Origin of the sequence: Streptomyces sp. MK37H, assembly GCF_018035285.1 — a bacterium.
Classification (GTDB): domain Bacteria; phylum Actinomycetota; class Actinomycetes; order Streptomycetales; family Streptomycetaceae; genus Streptomyces; species Streptomyces endocoffeicus.
Genome location: NZ_JAAAYH010000226.1, coordinates 1 through 14,786, shown reverse-complemented (window position 1 = coordinate 14,786; position 14,786 = coordinate 1). Strand labels below are relative to the sequence as shown.

15 protein-coding genes and 1 pseudogene are annotated in these 14,786 nt (G+C 71.0%); 9 read left to right on the top strand and 7 right to left on the bottom strand.

Annotated elements, in window-relative coordinates; genetic code table 11:
• Nucleotides 1-161 precede the first annotated feature (161 nt).
• Nucleotides 162-953 carry an IclR family transcriptional regulator gene (locus tag GWI24_RS27390; protein WP_210948574.1) on the bottom strand — a complete coding sequence of 264 codons (792 nt, stop codon included), beginning with the start codon at nt 951-953 and terminating at the stop codon, nt 162-164.
• Nucleotides 954-1,244: 291 nt separating this feature from the next.
• On the opposite strand from GWI24_RS27390, the gene GWI24_RS27385 reads away from it, so the two are divergent.
• The 4 genes from GWI24_RS27385 to alc all read left to right on the top strand — a co-directional run bounded on the left by GWI24_RS27385 (nt 1,245) and on the right by alc (nt 6,207).
• Nucleotides 1,245-1,979: an aspartate/glutamate racemase family protein gene (locus tag GWI24_RS27385; protein ID WP_210948573.1), complete on the top strand. Its 735-nt coding sequence runs from the start codon at nt 1,245-1,247 to the stop codon at nt 1,977-1,979.
• Nucleotides 1,980-2,104: 125 nt separating this feature from the next.
• Nucleotides 2,105-3,592 carry an NCS1 family nucleobase:cation symporter-1 gene (locus GWI24_RS27380; RefSeq protein ID WP_210948572.1) on the top strand — a complete coding sequence of 496 codons (1,488 nt, stop codon included), beginning with the start codon at nt 2,105-2,107 and terminating at the stop codon, nt 3,590-3,592.
• Between the two features lie 65 nt (nt 3,593-3,657).
• Nucleotides 3,658-5,001 carry an allantoinase AllB gene (allB, locus tag GWI24_RS27375; protein ID WP_210948571.1) on the top strand — a complete coding sequence of 448 codons (1,344 nt, stop codon included), beginning with the start codon at nt 3,658-3,660 and terminating at the stop codon, nt 4,999-5,001.
• A 60-nt stretch (nt 5,002-5,061) separates the two neighbouring features.
• Nucleotides 5,062-6,207 carry an allantoicase gene (alc, locus tag GWI24_RS27370; protein WP_210948570.1) on the top strand — a complete coding sequence of 382 codons (1,146 nt, stop codon included), beginning with the start codon at nt 5,062-5,064 and terminating at the stop codon, nt 6,205-6,207.
• A 170-nt stretch (nt 6,208-6,377) separates the two neighbouring features.
• Here the strand turns inward: alc and GWI24_RS27365 are convergent, their stop codons facing one another.
• On the bottom strand, nt 6,378-7,166 hold the full coding sequence (locus GWI24_RS27365) for a MerR family transcriptional regulator (protein ID WP_374103347.1): 789 nt from the start codon (nt 7,164-7,166) through the stop codon (nt 6,378-6,380).
• A gap of 55 nt (nt 7,167-7,221) precedes the next feature.
• Nucleotides 7,222-7,575 (bottom strand): hypothetical protein, encoded by a 354-nt coding sequence (locus GWI24_RS46955; RefSeq protein WP_374103346.1) that lies wholly within the window; start codon nt 7,573-7,575, stop codon nt 7,222-7,224.
• Here GWI24_RS46955 and GWI24_RS27360 point away from each other — a divergent pair.
• A pseudogene (locus tag GWI24_RS27360) lies at nt 7,469-8,140 on the top strand (transposase); the annotation flags it as partial. The gene GWI24_RS46955 and the pseudogene GWI24_RS27360 sit on opposite strands and share 107 nt — an antisense overlap.
• Before the next feature lie 6 nt (nt 8,141-8,146).
• On the opposite strand, the gene GWI24_RS27355 reads toward GWI24_RS27360, so the two are convergent.
• Nucleotides 8,147-8,893: a phosphotransferase family protein gene (locus GWI24_RS27355; RefSeq protein WP_210948568.1), complete on the bottom strand. Its 747-nt coding sequence runs from the start codon at nt 8,891-8,893 to the stop codon at nt 8,147-8,149.
• A 440-nt stretch (nt 8,894-9,333) separates the two neighbouring features.
• On the opposite strand from GWI24_RS27355, the gene GWI24_RS27350 reads away from it, so the two are divergent.
• Both GWI24_RS27350 and GWI24_RS27345 read left to right on the top strand, forming a co-directional pair.
• Nucleotides 9,334-10,140: an SDR family oxidoreductase gene (locus tag GWI24_RS27350; protein WP_210948567.1), complete on the top strand. Its 807-nt coding sequence runs from the start codon at nt 9,334-9,336 to the stop codon at nt 10,138-10,140.
• A 27-nt stretch (nt 10,141-10,167) separates the two neighbouring features.
• The gene (locus GWI24_RS27345; protein WP_210948566.1) at nt 10,168-11,061 is read left to right on the top strand and encodes a helix-turn-helix transcriptional regulator; all 894 of its coding nucleotides are present in this window, start codon (nt 10,168-10,170) and stop codon (nt 11,059-11,061) included.
• 386 nt (nt 11,062-11,447) lie between these two features.
• On the opposite strand, the gene GWI24_RS27340 is transcribed toward GWI24_RS27345, so the two are convergent.
• Nucleotides 11,448-12,305, bottom strand: a complete 858-nt coding sequence (locus tag GWI24_RS27340) for a hypothetical protein (RefSeq protein ID WP_210948565.1) — start codon at nt 12,303-12,305, stop codon at nt 11,448-11,450.
• Nucleotides 12,306-12,485: 180 nt separating this feature from the next.
• Between GWI24_RS27340 and GWI24_RS27335 the strand changes: the two genes are divergently transcribed.
• The gene (locus GWI24_RS27335; RefSeq protein ID WP_210948564.1) at nt 12,486-13,316 is read left to right on the top strand and encodes an AIM24 family protein; all 831 of its coding nucleotides are present in this window, start codon (nt 12,486-12,488) and stop codon (nt 13,314-13,316) included.
• A gap of 22 nt (nt 13,317-13,338) precedes the next feature.
• Here GWI24_RS27335 and GWI24_RS27330 read toward each other — a convergent pair whose 3' ends face one another.
• Nucleotides 13,339-13,545, bottom strand: coding sequence for a DUF6126 family protein (locus GWI24_RS27330; protein ID WP_210948563.1), 207 nt, complete (start codon nt 13,543-13,545; stop codon nt 13,339-13,341).
• On the bottom strand, nt 13,542-14,219 hold the full coding sequence (locus GWI24_RS27325; RefSeq protein ID WP_247616960.1) for a helix-turn-helix domain-containing protein: 678 nt from the start codon (nt 14,217-14,219) through the stop codon (nt 13,542-13,544). Before GWI24_RS27325 ends, GWI24_RS27330 begins: the two co-directional genes overlap by 4 nt.
• A 168-nt stretch (nt 14,220-14,387) precedes the next feature.
• Here GWI24_RS27325 and GWI24_RS27320 point away from each other — a divergent pair.
• Nucleotides 14,388-14,786 (top strand): ribonuclease (locus tag GWI24_RS27320; RefSeq protein WP_210948562.1); only part of this gene is annotated, 399 nt, incomplete at its 3' end.

Sequence of the window (14,786 nt, the reverse complement as noted above, 5' to 3'; positions counted from 1 at the left end):
TCAGGCGGCCCGGCGCTAGGCCGTCGGGCCGGACGCCGTGGTGGCGGGCTGTCGTCGCTCCCTGGGGCGTCGGGTCGGACGCCGTGGTGGCGGGCTGTCGTCGCTCCCTGGGCCGTCGGGCCGGACGCCGTGGTGGCGGGCTGTCGTCGTCCCCTCCGCCGTCAGGCGGACCCCGTGCTGGCCAGCGCTCCCGACAGCTCCGCCGCGACCTCCTTGAGGATCGGCACGATCCGTTCCGTGGCCTCGTCCGTCACCCGGCCCGCCGGGCCCGAGATGGAGATGGCCGCCGGGGCGGGGGAGTCGGGCACCGAGACGGCGAGGCAGCGCACGCCCATCTCCTGCTCGTTGTCGTCCACCGCGTAGCCGTGCTCGTGGACCTGCCGCAGCGCCTCGAGGAACTCGTCCGGCGAGGTGATCGTCTTCTCGGTGGCCGAGGGCATGCCGGTGCGGGCCAGGAGGGCGCGCACCTCCTCGGGGGGCGTGCCCGCCAGCAGCGCCTTGCCGACGCCCGTGGTGTGGGGCAGCACCCGCCGCCCGACCTCGGTGAACATCCGCATCGAGTGGCGCGAGGGCACCTGCGCGACGTACACCACCTCATCGCCGTCCAGCAGCGCCATGTTCGCGGTCTCGCCGGTCTCCTCCACCAGCCGCGCCAGATACGGCCGCGCCCAGGTGCCCAGCAGCCGGGACGAGCTCTCGCCGAGCCGGATCAGTCGGGGCCCGAGGGCGTAGCGGCGGTTGGGCTGCTGGCGGACGTAGCCGCAGGCCACCAGCGTGCGCATCAAGCGGTGGATGGTGGGCAGCGGCAGCCCGCTGCTGGTGGAGAGCTCGCTCAGTCCGACCTCGCCTCCGGCGTCGGCCATCCGCTCCAGCAGATCGAAGGCGCGCTCCAGGGACTGGACGCCACCGGATCCGGCGGTGGTGGCGGCGGTCTTGGGCTCGGCGGACGACACGTCGGTGTTCCTTTCACAGCGGTCGGCACCGGCCCGCACGCGGTGACGATCCGCTGCCGACCGGCCACGGGCAGCCTACCGGTCCGTGGCGGCGCCCACAGGGGGCTTCGAAATGCAGTCGGTGCCGGTCACGGCCGGTATGCGGACCGGCCGTGACCGGCCGCTTCCGGAATGCGGGGCTCCCTTGACGCCGGTGGCGAGGGGCTGATTAGGTTCTGCGCCTCGAAAACTAACTTTCATTTTACGGAATCGCTGTACGGAATCGCTGTACGGAACCGCTCCGGGAGTCCCATGCGCATCCTCGTGCTGAACCCCAACACCACCGCCTCCATGACGGCCTCGATCCGGGCCATCGCGGAGGCGAGCGCGAGCCCCGGCACCGAGATCGTGGCCACCGAGCCGCTGTGGGGGCCCGAGTCGATCGAGGGTCACTTCGAGGGGTATCTGAGCGCCGCCGCCGTACTGGACCGACTGGCCACCTACGACGAGCCCTTCGATGCCCTGGTGATGGCCGGCTTCGGCGAGCCGGGCCGCGAGGGGGCGCAGGAGCTCCTCGACGTACCGGTCCTCGACATCACCGAATCAGCCGCCCAGATGGCCATGATGCTCGGCCACGCCTATGGGGTCGTCACCACTCTCGACCGAGCCGTACCGCAGATCAGGGATCGGCTGCTCACCGCCGGGTTGTCGCAGCGCTGCGCGGCGGTGCGCGGCACCGGCCTCGGCGTCCTGGAGCTGGAGGCGGACCCGGAGCGGACCGTGGAGGCCATCGTGCGGATCGCGCGCGAGGTGGTGGAGCGGGACGGCGCCGAGGTGATCTGCCTGGGGTGCGGCGGCATGGCCGGGCTGCAGGACCGGGTCTCGGCCGCGCTGGGCGGGGTCCCCGTCGTGGACGGCGTCGCCGCCGCGGTGCGGTTCGCCGAGTCGGTGGTCGGGCTCGGTCTCTCCACCAGCAAAGTGCGCGCCTTCGCCCGGCCCCGTCCGAAGGCCATCGGCGGCTGGCCGGTCAGCGCCCGTCCGTCCTGATCCCACGGGATCCCACCGGATCCCACGGGCGAATACACGGGCAACGTCGGTGTAATCGGACGGCAACACCTGCACGGCACCGTCATGCGGAAAAGATTTTCCGTGCGAATCCTGTGGAGGGCGCCATGGCATCACCCGCCAAGCCGGATCCCCGTCTGTACAACGACGACCTCGCGCCCGCCGTGGAGCGCAAGTGGGGGACGTACAGCATCTTCGCGATGTGGATGTCCGACACCCATGCGATCAGCAACTACGCCTTCGCGGCGAGTCTGTTCGTGCTCGGACTGCCCACCTGGGAGGTCTTCCTGTCGCTGCTGGCCGGCGTCACCATCCTCTACTGGTTCATGAACCGGATGGGCCACGCCGGCCACCGCACCGGAGTGCCCTTCCCCGTGCTGGCGCGGGCCAGCTGGGGCGTGTACGGGGCCAATATCCCCGCCCTGCTGCGGGCGGTGATGGCGGTCGCCTGGTACGGAATCCAGACCTGGCTGGCATCCGAGGCCCTGGTCCTCCTCGGCGTCCAGCTGGCGCCCTCGCTCGCCGAATACGACCGCAACTCCGTCCTCGGCCTGTCCACCCTCGGCTGGATCGCCTTCCTGGTGATGTGGCTGCTGCAGGCGGTGCTGCTCACCCGGGGCATGGAGTTCATCCGCAAGGTGCAGGACCTCGCCACCGGCCCGGTGGTCTGGCTGGTCATGCTCGCCCTCGCCGGCTGGCTGATCGTCAAGGCGGGCGGCGACATCTCGCTCACCGACAGCCTGACCGGGCTGAGCGGAGGCGAGCAGCTCCACCAGAGCCTGATCGCGGTCAGCCTGACCGTCGCCACCTTCCTCACCCTTGTGCTCAACTACGCCGACTTCGCCCGCTTCACCCCGGACCACCAGGCCTACCGGCGCGGCAATCTGCTCGGACTGCCGGTGAACTTCACCGCCTTCGCCGTCGTCTCCGTGCTGATGACGGCCGGCACGATCTCGGTCTTCGGCGAGGCGATCTCCGACCCGGTCGAGGTCATCGCGCGGATCGACAACCCGGTGGTCACGGTGATCGGCGCGGTGTCCTTCATGGTCGCCACCGTCGGCATCAACGTCGTGGCGAACTTCGTATCGCCCGCGTACGACTTCGCCAACCTCGTGCCGAAGTACCTCGACTTCCGGCGCGGCGGCATGATCACGGCGGTGCTCGCGATCGTGGTCATGCCGTGGAAGCTCTACTCGAGCCCGGTCGTGATCCAGTACTTCCTGGGCGCCCTCGGCGCCTTTCTCGGCCCGCTGGTGGCCGTCATACTCGTGGACTACTACCTGGTGCGGCGCGGACACATCGAAGTCGACGCGCTCTTCAGCGCCGACAAGGCGGGGGTGTACTACTACCGCAAGGGCTTCAACCCGGAGGCGATCATCGCCTTCGTGCCCTCCGCCGCGGTCTCGGCGGTGCTCGCCCTGGTCAAGGGGTTCGAGGACGTGGCCCCGTTCTCCTGGGTCTTCGGGATGGCCATCGGAGCGGGGATCTATGCCCTGAGGTGCGCGAAGGTCCGCACCCGCGGTGAACTGACCGATGTGCCGATTCCCTCGCAGGTCACGCCGGGCGGGGTCTTGACCGGGCCGACGACGGAGTGAAAAATTCAACGAAAAGTTGATTCCGATTTATGGAAAACTCGAGATAGAGGACGAGGAGGGTGTCGGTGTCCGACGTGGGGCTGGTGCTGCGCTCGACCAAGGTGATCACCCCGGACGGCATGCGCGCGGCCACCGTTTCCATCGCCGACGGCCGCATCGTCGCCGTCGAGCCGTACGGAACCACGGCCCCGGAAGGAGCGAGGGTCGAGGACCTCGGCGACGACGTCCTGCTCCCCGGTCTCGTCGACACCCACGTCCATGTCAACGACCCCGGCCGCACCGCATGGGAGGGGTTCGGCTCCGCCACTCGCGCCGCCGCGGCCGGCGGCGTCACCACCCTCGTCGACATGCCGCTCAACAGCGTCCCGCCGACCACCACCGCCCCGGCCCTGGAGGTCAAACGAGCCGTCGCCCGCCGGTCGGCCCATGTCGACATCGGATTCTGGGGCGGGGCCGTGCCCGGGAACGCCCCGGAGCTACGGCCGCTGCACGACGCGGGCGTCCTCGGCTTCAAGGCGTTCCTGCTCCCCTCCGGCGTGGACGAATTCCCGCCACTCGCCCCCGACCAGCTCCGGACCGCCCTCCGCGAGATCGCGGGCTTCGGCGGACTGCTCATCGTCCACGCCGAGGACGCCCGCCTCATCGACGGCGCCCCGCCGCCCACCGGTCCGCGCTACGCCGACTTCCTCGCCTCCCGCCCGCGCGCCGCCGAGAACGAGGCCATCGCGGGCCTCATCGCCCTCGCCCGCGAGCTGGACGCCCGCGTCCACGTCCTGCACCTCTCGTCCGCCGACGCGCTGCCGCTGATCGCCGATGCCCGCCGTAAGGGCGTCCGGATCACCGTGGAGACCTGCCCGCACTTCCTGACCCTCACCGCCGAGGAAGTCCCCGACGGCGCCACGGAGTTCAAATGCTGTCCGCCCATCAGGGAGGCCGCCAACCAGGACGCGCTGTGGGCGGGCCTGGCGGCCGGGGAGATCGACTGCGTCGTCTCCGACCACTCGCCCTGTACGGCCGACCTCAAGGTCGGCGACTTCGGGCGGGCCTGGGGCGGCATCTCCTCGCTCCAGCTCGGGCTCCCCGCCGTCTGGACGGCGGCCCGGCGACGCGGCCACACCCTCCATGACGTGGCCCGCTGGATGTCCACCGGCCCCGCCGCGCTCGTCGGTCTCGACCGTAAGGGCGCCATCGAGGCCGGGCGCGACGCCGACTTCGCGGTCCTCGCCCCCGACGAGACCTTCACCGTCGACCCCGCCGCCCTCCACCACCGCAACCAGGTCACCGCCTACGCGGGCAGAACGCTGTACGGCGTCGTACGGTCCACATGGCTGCGCGGCCGGAAGATCGCCGACCATGGCACGCCGACCGAACCCACCGGCCGACTCCTGGAGAGGCAGCCCCGCCCATGACCGCGCCGATGGAGAGGCAGCCCGGCCCATGACCGCGCCGATGGAAAGGCAGCCCCGCACATGACCGCGCCGATCCCCCGCTTCACCGGCGACGCCGCCCCGTACGGCGGTGGCGATCCGTACGCCGACTACCGGACCGCCGACCTCCCCTTCACCCACCTCGTGGACCTGGCCGACCGGCGGCTCGGCGGAAGCGTGATCGCGGCCAACGACGAGTTCTTCGCCGAGCGCGAGAATCTGCTGAAGCCCGAAGCGCCGCGCTTCGACCCCGAGTCCTTCGGCCACAAGGGCAAGGTCATGGACGGCTGGGAGACCCGGCGGCGGCGCGGGGCCTCGGCCGACACCCCGCATCCGGCCGAGGACGACCACGACTGGGCCCTGATCCGCCTCGGCGCGCCCGGGGTCGTCCACGGCATCGTCGTCGACACCGCCCACTTCCGCGGCAACTACCCGCGGGCGGTGGGCGTCGAGGCCACGGCGGTGGACGGCACCCCGTCCCCCGAGGAACTCCTCGCCGACGGCGTCGTATGGACCGAGCTCGTCCCCCGTACGCCGATCGGCGGCCACGCGGCCAACGGCTTCCTCGTCTCCGTACGCCGCCGCTTCACCCACCTCCGCCTCAAGCAGCACCCCGACGGCGGCATCGCCCGCCTCCGCGTCCACGGCGAGGTCGCCCCCGACCCGGCCTGGCTCACCGCGCTCACCACCTTCGACCTGGTGGCGCTGGAGCACGGCGGCGCGGCCGAGGACGCCTCCGACCGCTTCTACTCCCCGCCCGCCAACTCCATCGGGCCGGGCCGCTCCCGCCGGATGGACGAGGGCTGGGAGACCCGCCGCCGCCGGGACACCGGCCACGACTGGGTCCGCTACCGCCTCGCCGCCCAGGGGATCATCCGCGCCGTGGAGATCGACACCGGCTGCTACAAGGGCAACGCACCGGGCTGGGCGGCGCTGTACGGCCTCGACGCGACAACCGGCGCGGACCCGGCCGACCCCACGGCCCCGGCCTGGACCGAACTCCTGCCCCGCACCCGCCTCCAGCCCGATACGGTCCACCGCTTCCTCCTGGACGCGGCCCCGCCGGTGACCCACGTACGGATCGACATCTACCCGGACGGCGGCGTGGCCCGGCTACGGCTGCACGGCTCGCTGACCGAGCCCGGCGCGAGGCACCTCACCGCACGCCACGCGGAGCTGACCGACTAAGCGGATCGGCGGAAGTCGGCCGCGGTTCGGACGCGCCCCGAAGGGGCGCGGGGCTGTGTCGATGGGCGGCTCCGCCGCGGCTGTGTCGATATGCGGCTCCGCCGCGTGGGACCAGCCACGACGGCGTCGCAGACGATCGACGGCAGGTCGGGGCACTGCCTGCGGACCGCTCAGCTCCCTCCCGGACGGGCCTCCCGCACCCGCTCCACATAACCCACCAACCCGGCCATCCGCTCGCCGGGCCAGGGCAGCCGGCCGCTGAGCTCGTCGGGGTGGTCCTGCCACATGCGCCGGGCCGCCGCCTTGCTCTCCGCGCGGGCCCGCTCTCCGCCGCCGTGGAAGGGCTCGCCCACCGCGTCCCAGCGCCCCACGAGCCCCCGCACCTCCGGGTCGTCCACCGGAGTCCCGGCCTCCATATGCCCAAGCAACGCCTCCACGAGCCCGGCCCACTCGCGCTTGGCCGCCTCGATCGCCTCGGGCCCCAGCTCGCTCCTGCGCCGGGCGAGCTCGTCGCGTTGTTCCTGGGTGAAATAGCCGTCCAGCATCGACATCATCTCCAAGGCCGTCATGAACTGGTCCGGATCGGGCACCGACGCCCCGTCGAGCTGCCAGAGCATCCCGCGGATCCGTTCACTGAGCTGCTGGATCCGCTCGGCCTGCGCGGTGAGCCGGTCCAGCTGCCCGGCGAGCGACGCGCGCAGCGCCTCCGGACCGTCCGCCGAGGCCGCGAGCGCGTCGCCGATCTCCTCCAGGGACAGCCCCAACCCGCGCAACGCCCGCACCCGGTACAGCCGCCGCAGATCCTCCGCCGTATACCGACGGTGCCCGGCCCCGGTCCGCCCACTGGCCCGGACCAGCCCCACCTCGTCGTAGTGCCGCAGCGCCCGCACGGTCACCCCGCTCGCCCGCGCCAGCTCACCGATGCTCCACCGGCGTCCGGTGGCGTCCTTCCCGATCACGCCGCCCACGCTAGAACCGGCCGCTACGAGAGGTTCAAGCCCTCAGGCTCGCCGCCTACAGGTACCGGACGCGGATGCCGGGACCGAGCCCGCGCGTACCCGTGACGACCTGCCCCGTCCCCACCTCGACGGTGAGGCGGGGCCGCTCCGGGCGGCCCGCCGGCGAGGACAGGTCCAGCGGACCGGGCACCGGGCCTTCGCACATGCCGAAGAACACCGTGCTGAGTGAGGGGAGCGCGTTGAGGGGGCTGAGGTCGGCGGGGAGGCTGCGGGACTGGAACGAGGCCGGGGTCTGGCAGCGCCTGCACGAGCTGCTGCTCTCCGAGCTGCGGGCCGCAGACCTGCTGGACTTCTCCCGCGCCGCGGTCGACTCCAGCCACATCCGCGCGATGAAGGGCGGGCCGGCCACCGGTCCGTCCCCGGTGGACCGGGGCAAGGCCGGGAGCAAGCACCACCTGATCGTCGAGGCGCACGGCACCCCGCTCGCGGCAATCACCACCGGCGGCAACCGCAACGACGTCACCCAACTGATCCCGCTGATCCAGGCCGTCCCACCGATCCGCGGCAAGCGCGGCCAGCCACTGCGCCGCCCCAGGCACCTGTACGCCGACCGCGGCTATGACCACGAGGCCTACCGGGACAAGGTCCGCCGGTTCCGGATCGCCCCGCACCTCGCACGGCGCGGCACCGGGCACGGCTCCGGCCTGGGCGTGTACCGCTGGGTCCTGGAAGGAGCGATCGCGCTGCCGCACTGGTTCCGCCGCCTGCGCATCCGCTGGGAGATCCGCGACGACATCCACCACGCGTTCGTCACCCTCGGGCTGCGCCGTCATCTGCTGGCGACGACTGCGCACCGCACTTCGTTGAGAGCAAGGGCAGGCGATGCGCCCCAGGGGATGGCCTGCTCGATGCGTCGACACCACGCATACGTGGCAGTCGGGCTCGCGCAGCCTCACAGCCGGGACTTCAGTACGTCGACCTCACAGCCGGGATCTCAGGACGTCGACCTCACAGCCCGGCGCGGACGGGTCGAAGCCGTGCTCGAGCAGCCAGCGAACCCCCAGCAGGCTACGCAACGACCACCACGCGCGGATCACGTCGAGGTCGACGTCGGTGCCATAGCCGGCGACGACGTCGCCGAGGTGCTCCTCGTGTCCGAGCGTGAAGGTGGCGAGGTCGTACAGGGCATCGCCCTGGCCCGCCTCGGACCAGTCGATGATGCCCGTGACCTCGTCGCCGTCGACGAAGACGTGAGCGATCTGCAGGTCGCCGTGCGTGAACACCGGAGACCACGGCCGCAGCGCGGCCTCGGCGACCTGACGGTTGCGAGTGACCAGATCGGCGGGCAGGACGCCGTTCGTCACGAGCCACTCGCACTCGTCGTCGAGTTCCGCCGCCAACTCGTCGAGGCCCCGGCCGGCGCGGCCGGGCCAGGGCGGCAGCGGTGCGTCGTGCACCTTCCGGATGGCGGCACCCGCCGCGGCCCACGCCGCCGGGGACGCGGTCGACGGCTCGCCGAGGCGGCCGAGCGCCGCCCCCGGGACCGCGGCGATCGTGAGCACGGGCGGCTTGCGCCACAGGACCTTCGGGGTGGGAACCGGTGCCAGGGCCATCGCCTCGACCTCGACGTCGATACGCGCCTGGTCGGCGTCCACCTTCAGGAACACATCGCCGACGCGCAGGGTCGCCCGCTCGGAATGGGCGACGACGACTTTGACCTCATCCATGGGGGACCAGTATCCCGGGATGTTCGCCGACGTCGCCGGGTTTATCGTGTGCGATTACGCGGCTGAGCCACCTCCCTTCGGCCGCATGTACGCCGTTTGGCGGTCTCCGCCCGCCGCGTCACCTGCACCTGCCCGAACGCTGGCCCTGAAGCGAGGACTTCACCCAGCTGTTCAGCACGGTGCATAAAACCGCCGGCCCTCTGACGCTCCCTGACCGACCTTCCGGGGTGAGTCAGCGCACCAGGCAAGGGGGTTCTCACAGTACCTGTATCACCAGGGTCTCCCAGACGTCCCAAACGCCTGTCAACCTGGTCGAGTCGAAAGCGCCGACAACACTCCATGGACACGCACTGCAGCTTTATCCCCATCAGTTCAATTCAGCTGCCCCGAATGCGCGAGCGTGTCGGCGCATTCCTCCACAACAGAAGGGACGGAGACCATTGGCGGACAACCAATTCACCACTCACACAGAACTTTTCGATCTGAGTGGGAAGTACGCCCTTGTCACTGGCGGCACCAGGGGCATTGGGATGATGATAGCGCGCGGCCTTCTCCAGGCGGGCGCCCGCGTCGTCATCAGCTCACGCAAGGCAGACACGTGCGCGGAGGCACAGCATCTACTGTCCGAATTCGGCGACGTTCAAGCAATCCCCGCCGACCTGTCCAGGCACGACGAGTGTCAGCGCCTCGCTGATCTTGTCACGGTCGACTCGGAACGTCTGGACATCCTTGTCAACAACGCGGGAGCGATGTGGCGCGAGCCGCTGGCGACGTTCCCGGACGAGGCCTGGGACGCAGTGATCGACCTCAACCTCAAGTCGCCGTTCTGGCTGGTGCAGGCGCTGCTCCCCGCACTTCGCAAGGCGGGCACCGCCGATGATCCCGCGCGGATCATTAATATCGGCAGTATCGCCGCCATCCACGTCGCCCAGTCGCCCAACTACTCGTACGCCAGCAGCAAAGCGGCACTCCATCAACTCACCAGGGTGCTTGCCAGAGAGCTGGGCCCACAGCACGTCACGGTGAACGCGGTGGCACCGGGGGTGTACCCGTCGCAGATGATGGCGTCCACGCTCGATGCCATCGGCGACACGATCGCGGCGGCGACCCCTCTGCGCCGGCTCGGCCGCGACGACGACATGGCGGGTATCGCCGTGTTTCTCGCCAGCCGGGCTGGGTCCTACCTCACGGGCGCCATCATCCCGGTAGACGGCGGCATCGCGACGACCGCATCGGGCACCCCTTAGACTGCGGGACGGGCTTACGGTGAGGGGATGGCCACGTTGGATCTACGCACCGAGATCCGGGAGTTTCTCAGCTCGCGTCGCGCCCGCATCGCACCCGAGCAGGCGGGCCTGCCCGCTTACGGCGGCAACCGTCGGGTCAAAGGTCTGCGCCGCGAGGAGGTAGCGCTACTGGCGGGGGTATCGGTCGACTACTACGTGCGCATGGAGCGCGGCAGCCTCGCCGGTACCTCCGATGGCGTGCTCGACGCGTTGGCCTCTGCCTTGCAACTCGACGAGGCCGAGCGCGACCACCTGTTCCACCTCGCGCGCCAATCCAGGGCGCCCAGCGGCCCACGCCGGCGTAGGCCTGCCGTGACGGTGCGCTCGACGCTGCAGCAGGTGCTCGACGCGATCTCCGATGCGCCGGCCTGGATCGGTAATGGCCGTTATGACGTGCTCGCCATGAATCAACTCGCTCGCGCGCTGTATTCACCGGTGCTGGCCGACCCGCGACGGCCCGCGAACACAGCGCGGTTCATCTATCTGAACCCCGAGGCGGCCAGAGATTTCTTTGTCGACTACGACCAAATTGCCGGTGACGTGGCCGCGAAGCTACGCATGGAAGCCGGCCGCGATCCGCACGACGAGGAGCTGATCGCCCTAGTCGGCGAACTGTCAACGTGCAGTGAGCTGTTTCGGCAGCGGTGGGCATCTCAGGACGTGCGGCTGCACCGGTCCGGCCGCAAGCGTGTGCGCCATCCGATCGTGGGTCAGCTCGACTTGGATGTCGAGTCCCTGGAACTGCCCGCCGAACCCGGCCTGCACCTCAACGTCTACACCGCACCCGCGGGCACACCGACCGCTGACAATTTGGCGCTCCTGGCGTCGTGGGCGGCCACCCAACAGACGCTGGCGACCGAGTTCGAAGCACACAACGGATAGTCCAACCCCTTCAGCCGTACTAGTCAGCGGACCATGACGTGGGGCAATAATCTGCCGGAAAGTAAACACGGGAGCCCTTTGCGCCCATCATCCCCCGCATCCCCCCGCGCGATTCAGCCCTGGCCCAACCCTTTTGGGCACCTGACTCTGTCGGCTTACGGGACACGTCGGAGCCCCGTTCGCACATACCCGTATTCGGCGGTCAGCCATGCCCGAAGTAGGGCGGGTTGGGTGCCTACGCACCGGGGCGCAGCGTGGCTCTCCCGGGGCTTCCCACTGCGGGGTACCGCCGGACCCAGGGAGGGTGCGGGAGGCTCCACGGGAGCCCGTGCCCGCTGGCCGGAGTGCCGGGCGGCCGGGCGTTATGTTGAGACCCCAGGCGCTGCTCACCCCGTCGGCTCCGGGACCCCGATCGGGTTGGGGAAGCGCAGGGCGGTGGCGCAGGCGGTGGTCAGGGGGGTGAGGAGCCGGGCCAGGGTCGCCACCTGCTCGGGGGTCAGTGGGCGCCAGGGGCGTTCCGCCGCTTGGTCCGTGGCGGTCTCGGCCGTGCGGAGCAGTTCGCGTCCGGCCTCCGTCGCGGCTCCGTCCGGGGTGCGGAGGCCGCGGTCGGTCAGGCGCTGGGCGGCGGCGTCCCACTCCTGGTCGGTCCAGCCGCGGTGGGGCTGGAGTTCGGTGCGGGGGACGTCCATGGCGGAACGGAGGACGAGGGCTTCGCAGCCGTCGAGACCGGCGGCGACGAGGGCCGCGACATGGCCGTCGCCGCGGTGCTCGCGCAGCAGGGTCGCCGCATGCCACAGCCGCTCGACCGGTTTGTCGGGAAAGTCCAGTGCGCCGTTCGCGGCGGCCAGCACCCGGCCGGAGCCGTCCAGGCCCGCCGCGCGGGGGACCAGGGCCTCGACGGCGCGCTCCACCTCGCGCTCGTGCCCGGTGAGCAGCCGGGTGAGGGCCGCCGCGGCGCCCGCGCGGCGGAGCTCCAGGGCGCGCTCGGGGGCGGCCAGGGACCAGACGTCGGGCAGGGCGCGGGCCACCATCGCGGGGGCGAAGGTGAAGAAGGACGCCACGACGGGCTCCGGCCCGACCGGCCCGAGAGGCGCGGCACGGCCCGCGAAGTAGCCGCGCCAGAAGCCGCGGAGTCCGGCGTCCTCGTACGCGGCCAGGGCCTCCGGGGCGAAGTACGCGACCGCGTGGATCGGCTCGTAGAGGGCCCACATGGTGCGGGCGGTCGTCGCGGCGCTGGTGTTCATCGTCAGGCTCCCTTCAGGGCCGAGCTTCAGGACCGACCTACGGGATCGACCCGGGGCCGACCCGGGGCCGGACCATGACCGGCATTGTGCCAAGCTCACGGAACCGGGTGGTCCGGGTCGTACGTTGACCCGGATGTCTGGGTATGGCACCACCTGACGCGACCTTCGAGGAGAGCGGCTGTGACCCTGCGGCAAGAGATCGTCGGCAACGCCATGCAGATGGCGGTCTGCACCCTCCACCCGGGGCAGACCGTCTACTGCGAGGCCGGAAAGTTCCTGTTCAAGACGTCGAACGTGACGATGGAGACCCGGCTGTCCGGGCCCGGCGGAGGCGGCGGCCAGGCCGCCGGGGGCAACGGCGGGAGCGGTGCGGGCGGTGGCATGGGCGGGATGCTGCGCCAGGCCATGGGCACCGCCATGCAGGTGGGGCAGCGGGCGCTGGCGGGGGAGTCGCTGGCGTTCCAGTACTTCACCGCCGGCGGTGGCGAGGGCACCGTCGGCTTCGCGGGGGTGCTGCCCGGTGAGATGCGGGCGCTGGAGCTGGCCGGGACGCGGGCCTGGTTCGCGGAGAAGGACGCCTTCGTGGCGGCCGAGTCCACCGTGGAGTTCGGCATCGCCTTCCAGGGCGGGAAGACCGGGCGCAGCGGCGGCGAGGGGTTCATCCTCGAGAAGTTCACCGGGCACGGCACCGTGATCATCTGTGGCGCGGGCAACTTCATCGACCTCAACCCGGCCGATTTCGGCGGCCGGATCGAGGTCGACACGGGCTGCATCGTGGCCTTCGAGGAAGGCATCCAGTACGGCGTGCAGCGCATCGGCGGGCTCAACCGCCAGGGGCTGATGAACGCGGTCTTCGGCGGTGAGGGGCTGTCGCTGGCCACGCTGGAGGGCAATGGCCGGGTGATCCTCCAGTCGCTCACCATCGAGGGCCTGGCGAACGCCCTGAAGAAGGCGCAGGGCGGCGACAAGCAGGGGCCCACGGGCGGGATGTTCTCCACCCACGCGGGGTGACGGCCCGGCCTCGGGCCCAGGCTTATTTCGCGCCCGCCACGTAGAAGAGGAAGAAGAGAAACGCGGCGATGAAGTGGACGCCCACGAGGTAGATGAAGACCCGCACCGTGAAGGTCATCGGCGCCCGGTCCTCCTCGTTCGGGCCGGTCCGCGCCGGCGTCGCGGGGTTCAGCGGGGCATCGGTCGCATCGGCCGCATCGGTCGCACTCATCTTGTTCGCGTCCTTCATGGCGTACCGGGCCTTCCTCGGCGAGCGGCGTCACCGAGGCACAGCTCGGCCGCGCCGCTCTGCAGCAGCGTGTGGACGAAGAGCAGATCCACGCCGCCGGGCGAGGCGGCGGCGATGCGGTGCGGGGTGAGCGAGTCGAAGTGGGCCGCGTCGCCCGCGGAGAGGGCGTGCACGGTCTCGCCGAGCGTCAGCCGCAGCCGGCCCCCCAGGACGTAGAGCCACTCCTCGCCGGGGTGGACCCGCACCAGGTCCTCCTGGGCGGCGGAGCGCTCCGGTACGTGCAGCCGCAGCGCCTGCATGGCCCGGCCGGAGCCGCCGGCCTGCCAGTAGGTCCAGCCGCCCGCCTCCTGCGCCTCCATGCGGTCGGCGCGTACGACCGGGTCCCGCTCCGCGGGCACCTCGCCCAGCAGGTCGGATACCGTGGTTCCGTAGGTACGGGCCAGGGCCAGCAGCATCGGGAGCGAGGGCTGGCGGCGGCCCGTCTCCAGCCGGGACAGATGCGCGGGGGAGAGCCCGACGCGATGGGCGGCGGCCTCGAGCGTCAGACCGCTGCGTCGCCGCAGGTCACGCAGGCGGGGAGCGACAGTGGGCAGCTCGGCGGCCGGTCCGCCGGGGGCACCGTCCGCCGGTCCGCCCGTGGGCCACTCGGCGGGCCCGTGGGGGATCGGGTTCATGTCTCCGGTATAGCCAGCCCTGACCTCTCAGGCAAAAAGTTTGCCTCAGAGGCAAGGGTTACGCTTTCGTTACCACCTCTGACGCTTCGCGCAGTTCTTGTGAACTCCCGGAGAACGGCGGTCACTTGGCATTGACACGACAGCGTCTACGCGCGTCATGCTATGTCTATGACAATCCCCCCACGGATCGCCCGCATCGGTGCCCTCGGCGCCCTCGTCTCGACGCTGCTCATCGGCGGCGCGGCCACCGCGGCCACCGCCGTCACCCCGGCGGCATCGCAGACCGTTGCGTCGTCGCAGGTCATCGCCGCCGTTGGTGACATCTGCTACTCGGATCTACCCTCCCAGGCCCATGACACCCTGGACCTGATCGAGAAGGGCGGCCCCTTCCCGTTCCCGCAGGACGGCACCGTCTTCCAGAACCGTGAAGGCGTCCTTCCGTCCCAGTCCTCCGGCTACTACCACGAGTACACCGTGATCACCCCGGGCTCCGACGACCGTGGCGCCCGGCGCATCGTCACCGGTAAGCAGACGGACGAGGACTACTACACCGCGGACCACTACGCC

Coding starts and splice junctions, on each gene's coding strand:
- GWI24_RS27385 (WP_210948573.1), top strand. CDS start 1,245: ATGCGCATCCTCGTGCTGAACCCCAACACCACCGCCTCCATGACGGCC.
- GWI24_RS27380 (WP_210948572.1), top strand. CDS start 2,105: ATGGCATCACCCGCCAAGCCGGATCCCCGTCTGTACAACGACGACCTC.
- alc (WP_210948570.1), top strand. CDS start 5,062: ATGACCGCGCCGATCCCCCGCTTCACCGGCGACGCCGCCCCGTACGGC.
- GWI24_RS27355 (WP_210948568.1), bottom strand. CDS start 8,893: ATGGATGAGGTCAAAGTCGTCGTCGCCCATTCCGAGCGGGCGACCCTG.
- GWI24_RS27345 (WP_210948566.1), top strand. CDS start 10,168: ATGGCCACGTTGGATCTACGCACCGAGATCCGGGAGTTTCTCAGCTCG.
- GWI24_RS27340 (WP_210948565.1), bottom strand. CDS start 12,305: ATGAACACCAGCGCCGCGACGACCGCCCGCACCATGTGGGCCCTCTAC.
- GWI24_RS27330 (WP_210948563.1), bottom strand. CDS start 13,545: ATGAAGGACGCGAACAAGATGAGTGCGACCGATGCGGCCGATGCGACC.
- GWI24_RS27325 (WP_247616960.1), bottom strand. CDS start 14,219: ATGAACCCGATCCCCCACGGGCCCGCCGAGTGGCCCACGGGCGGACCG.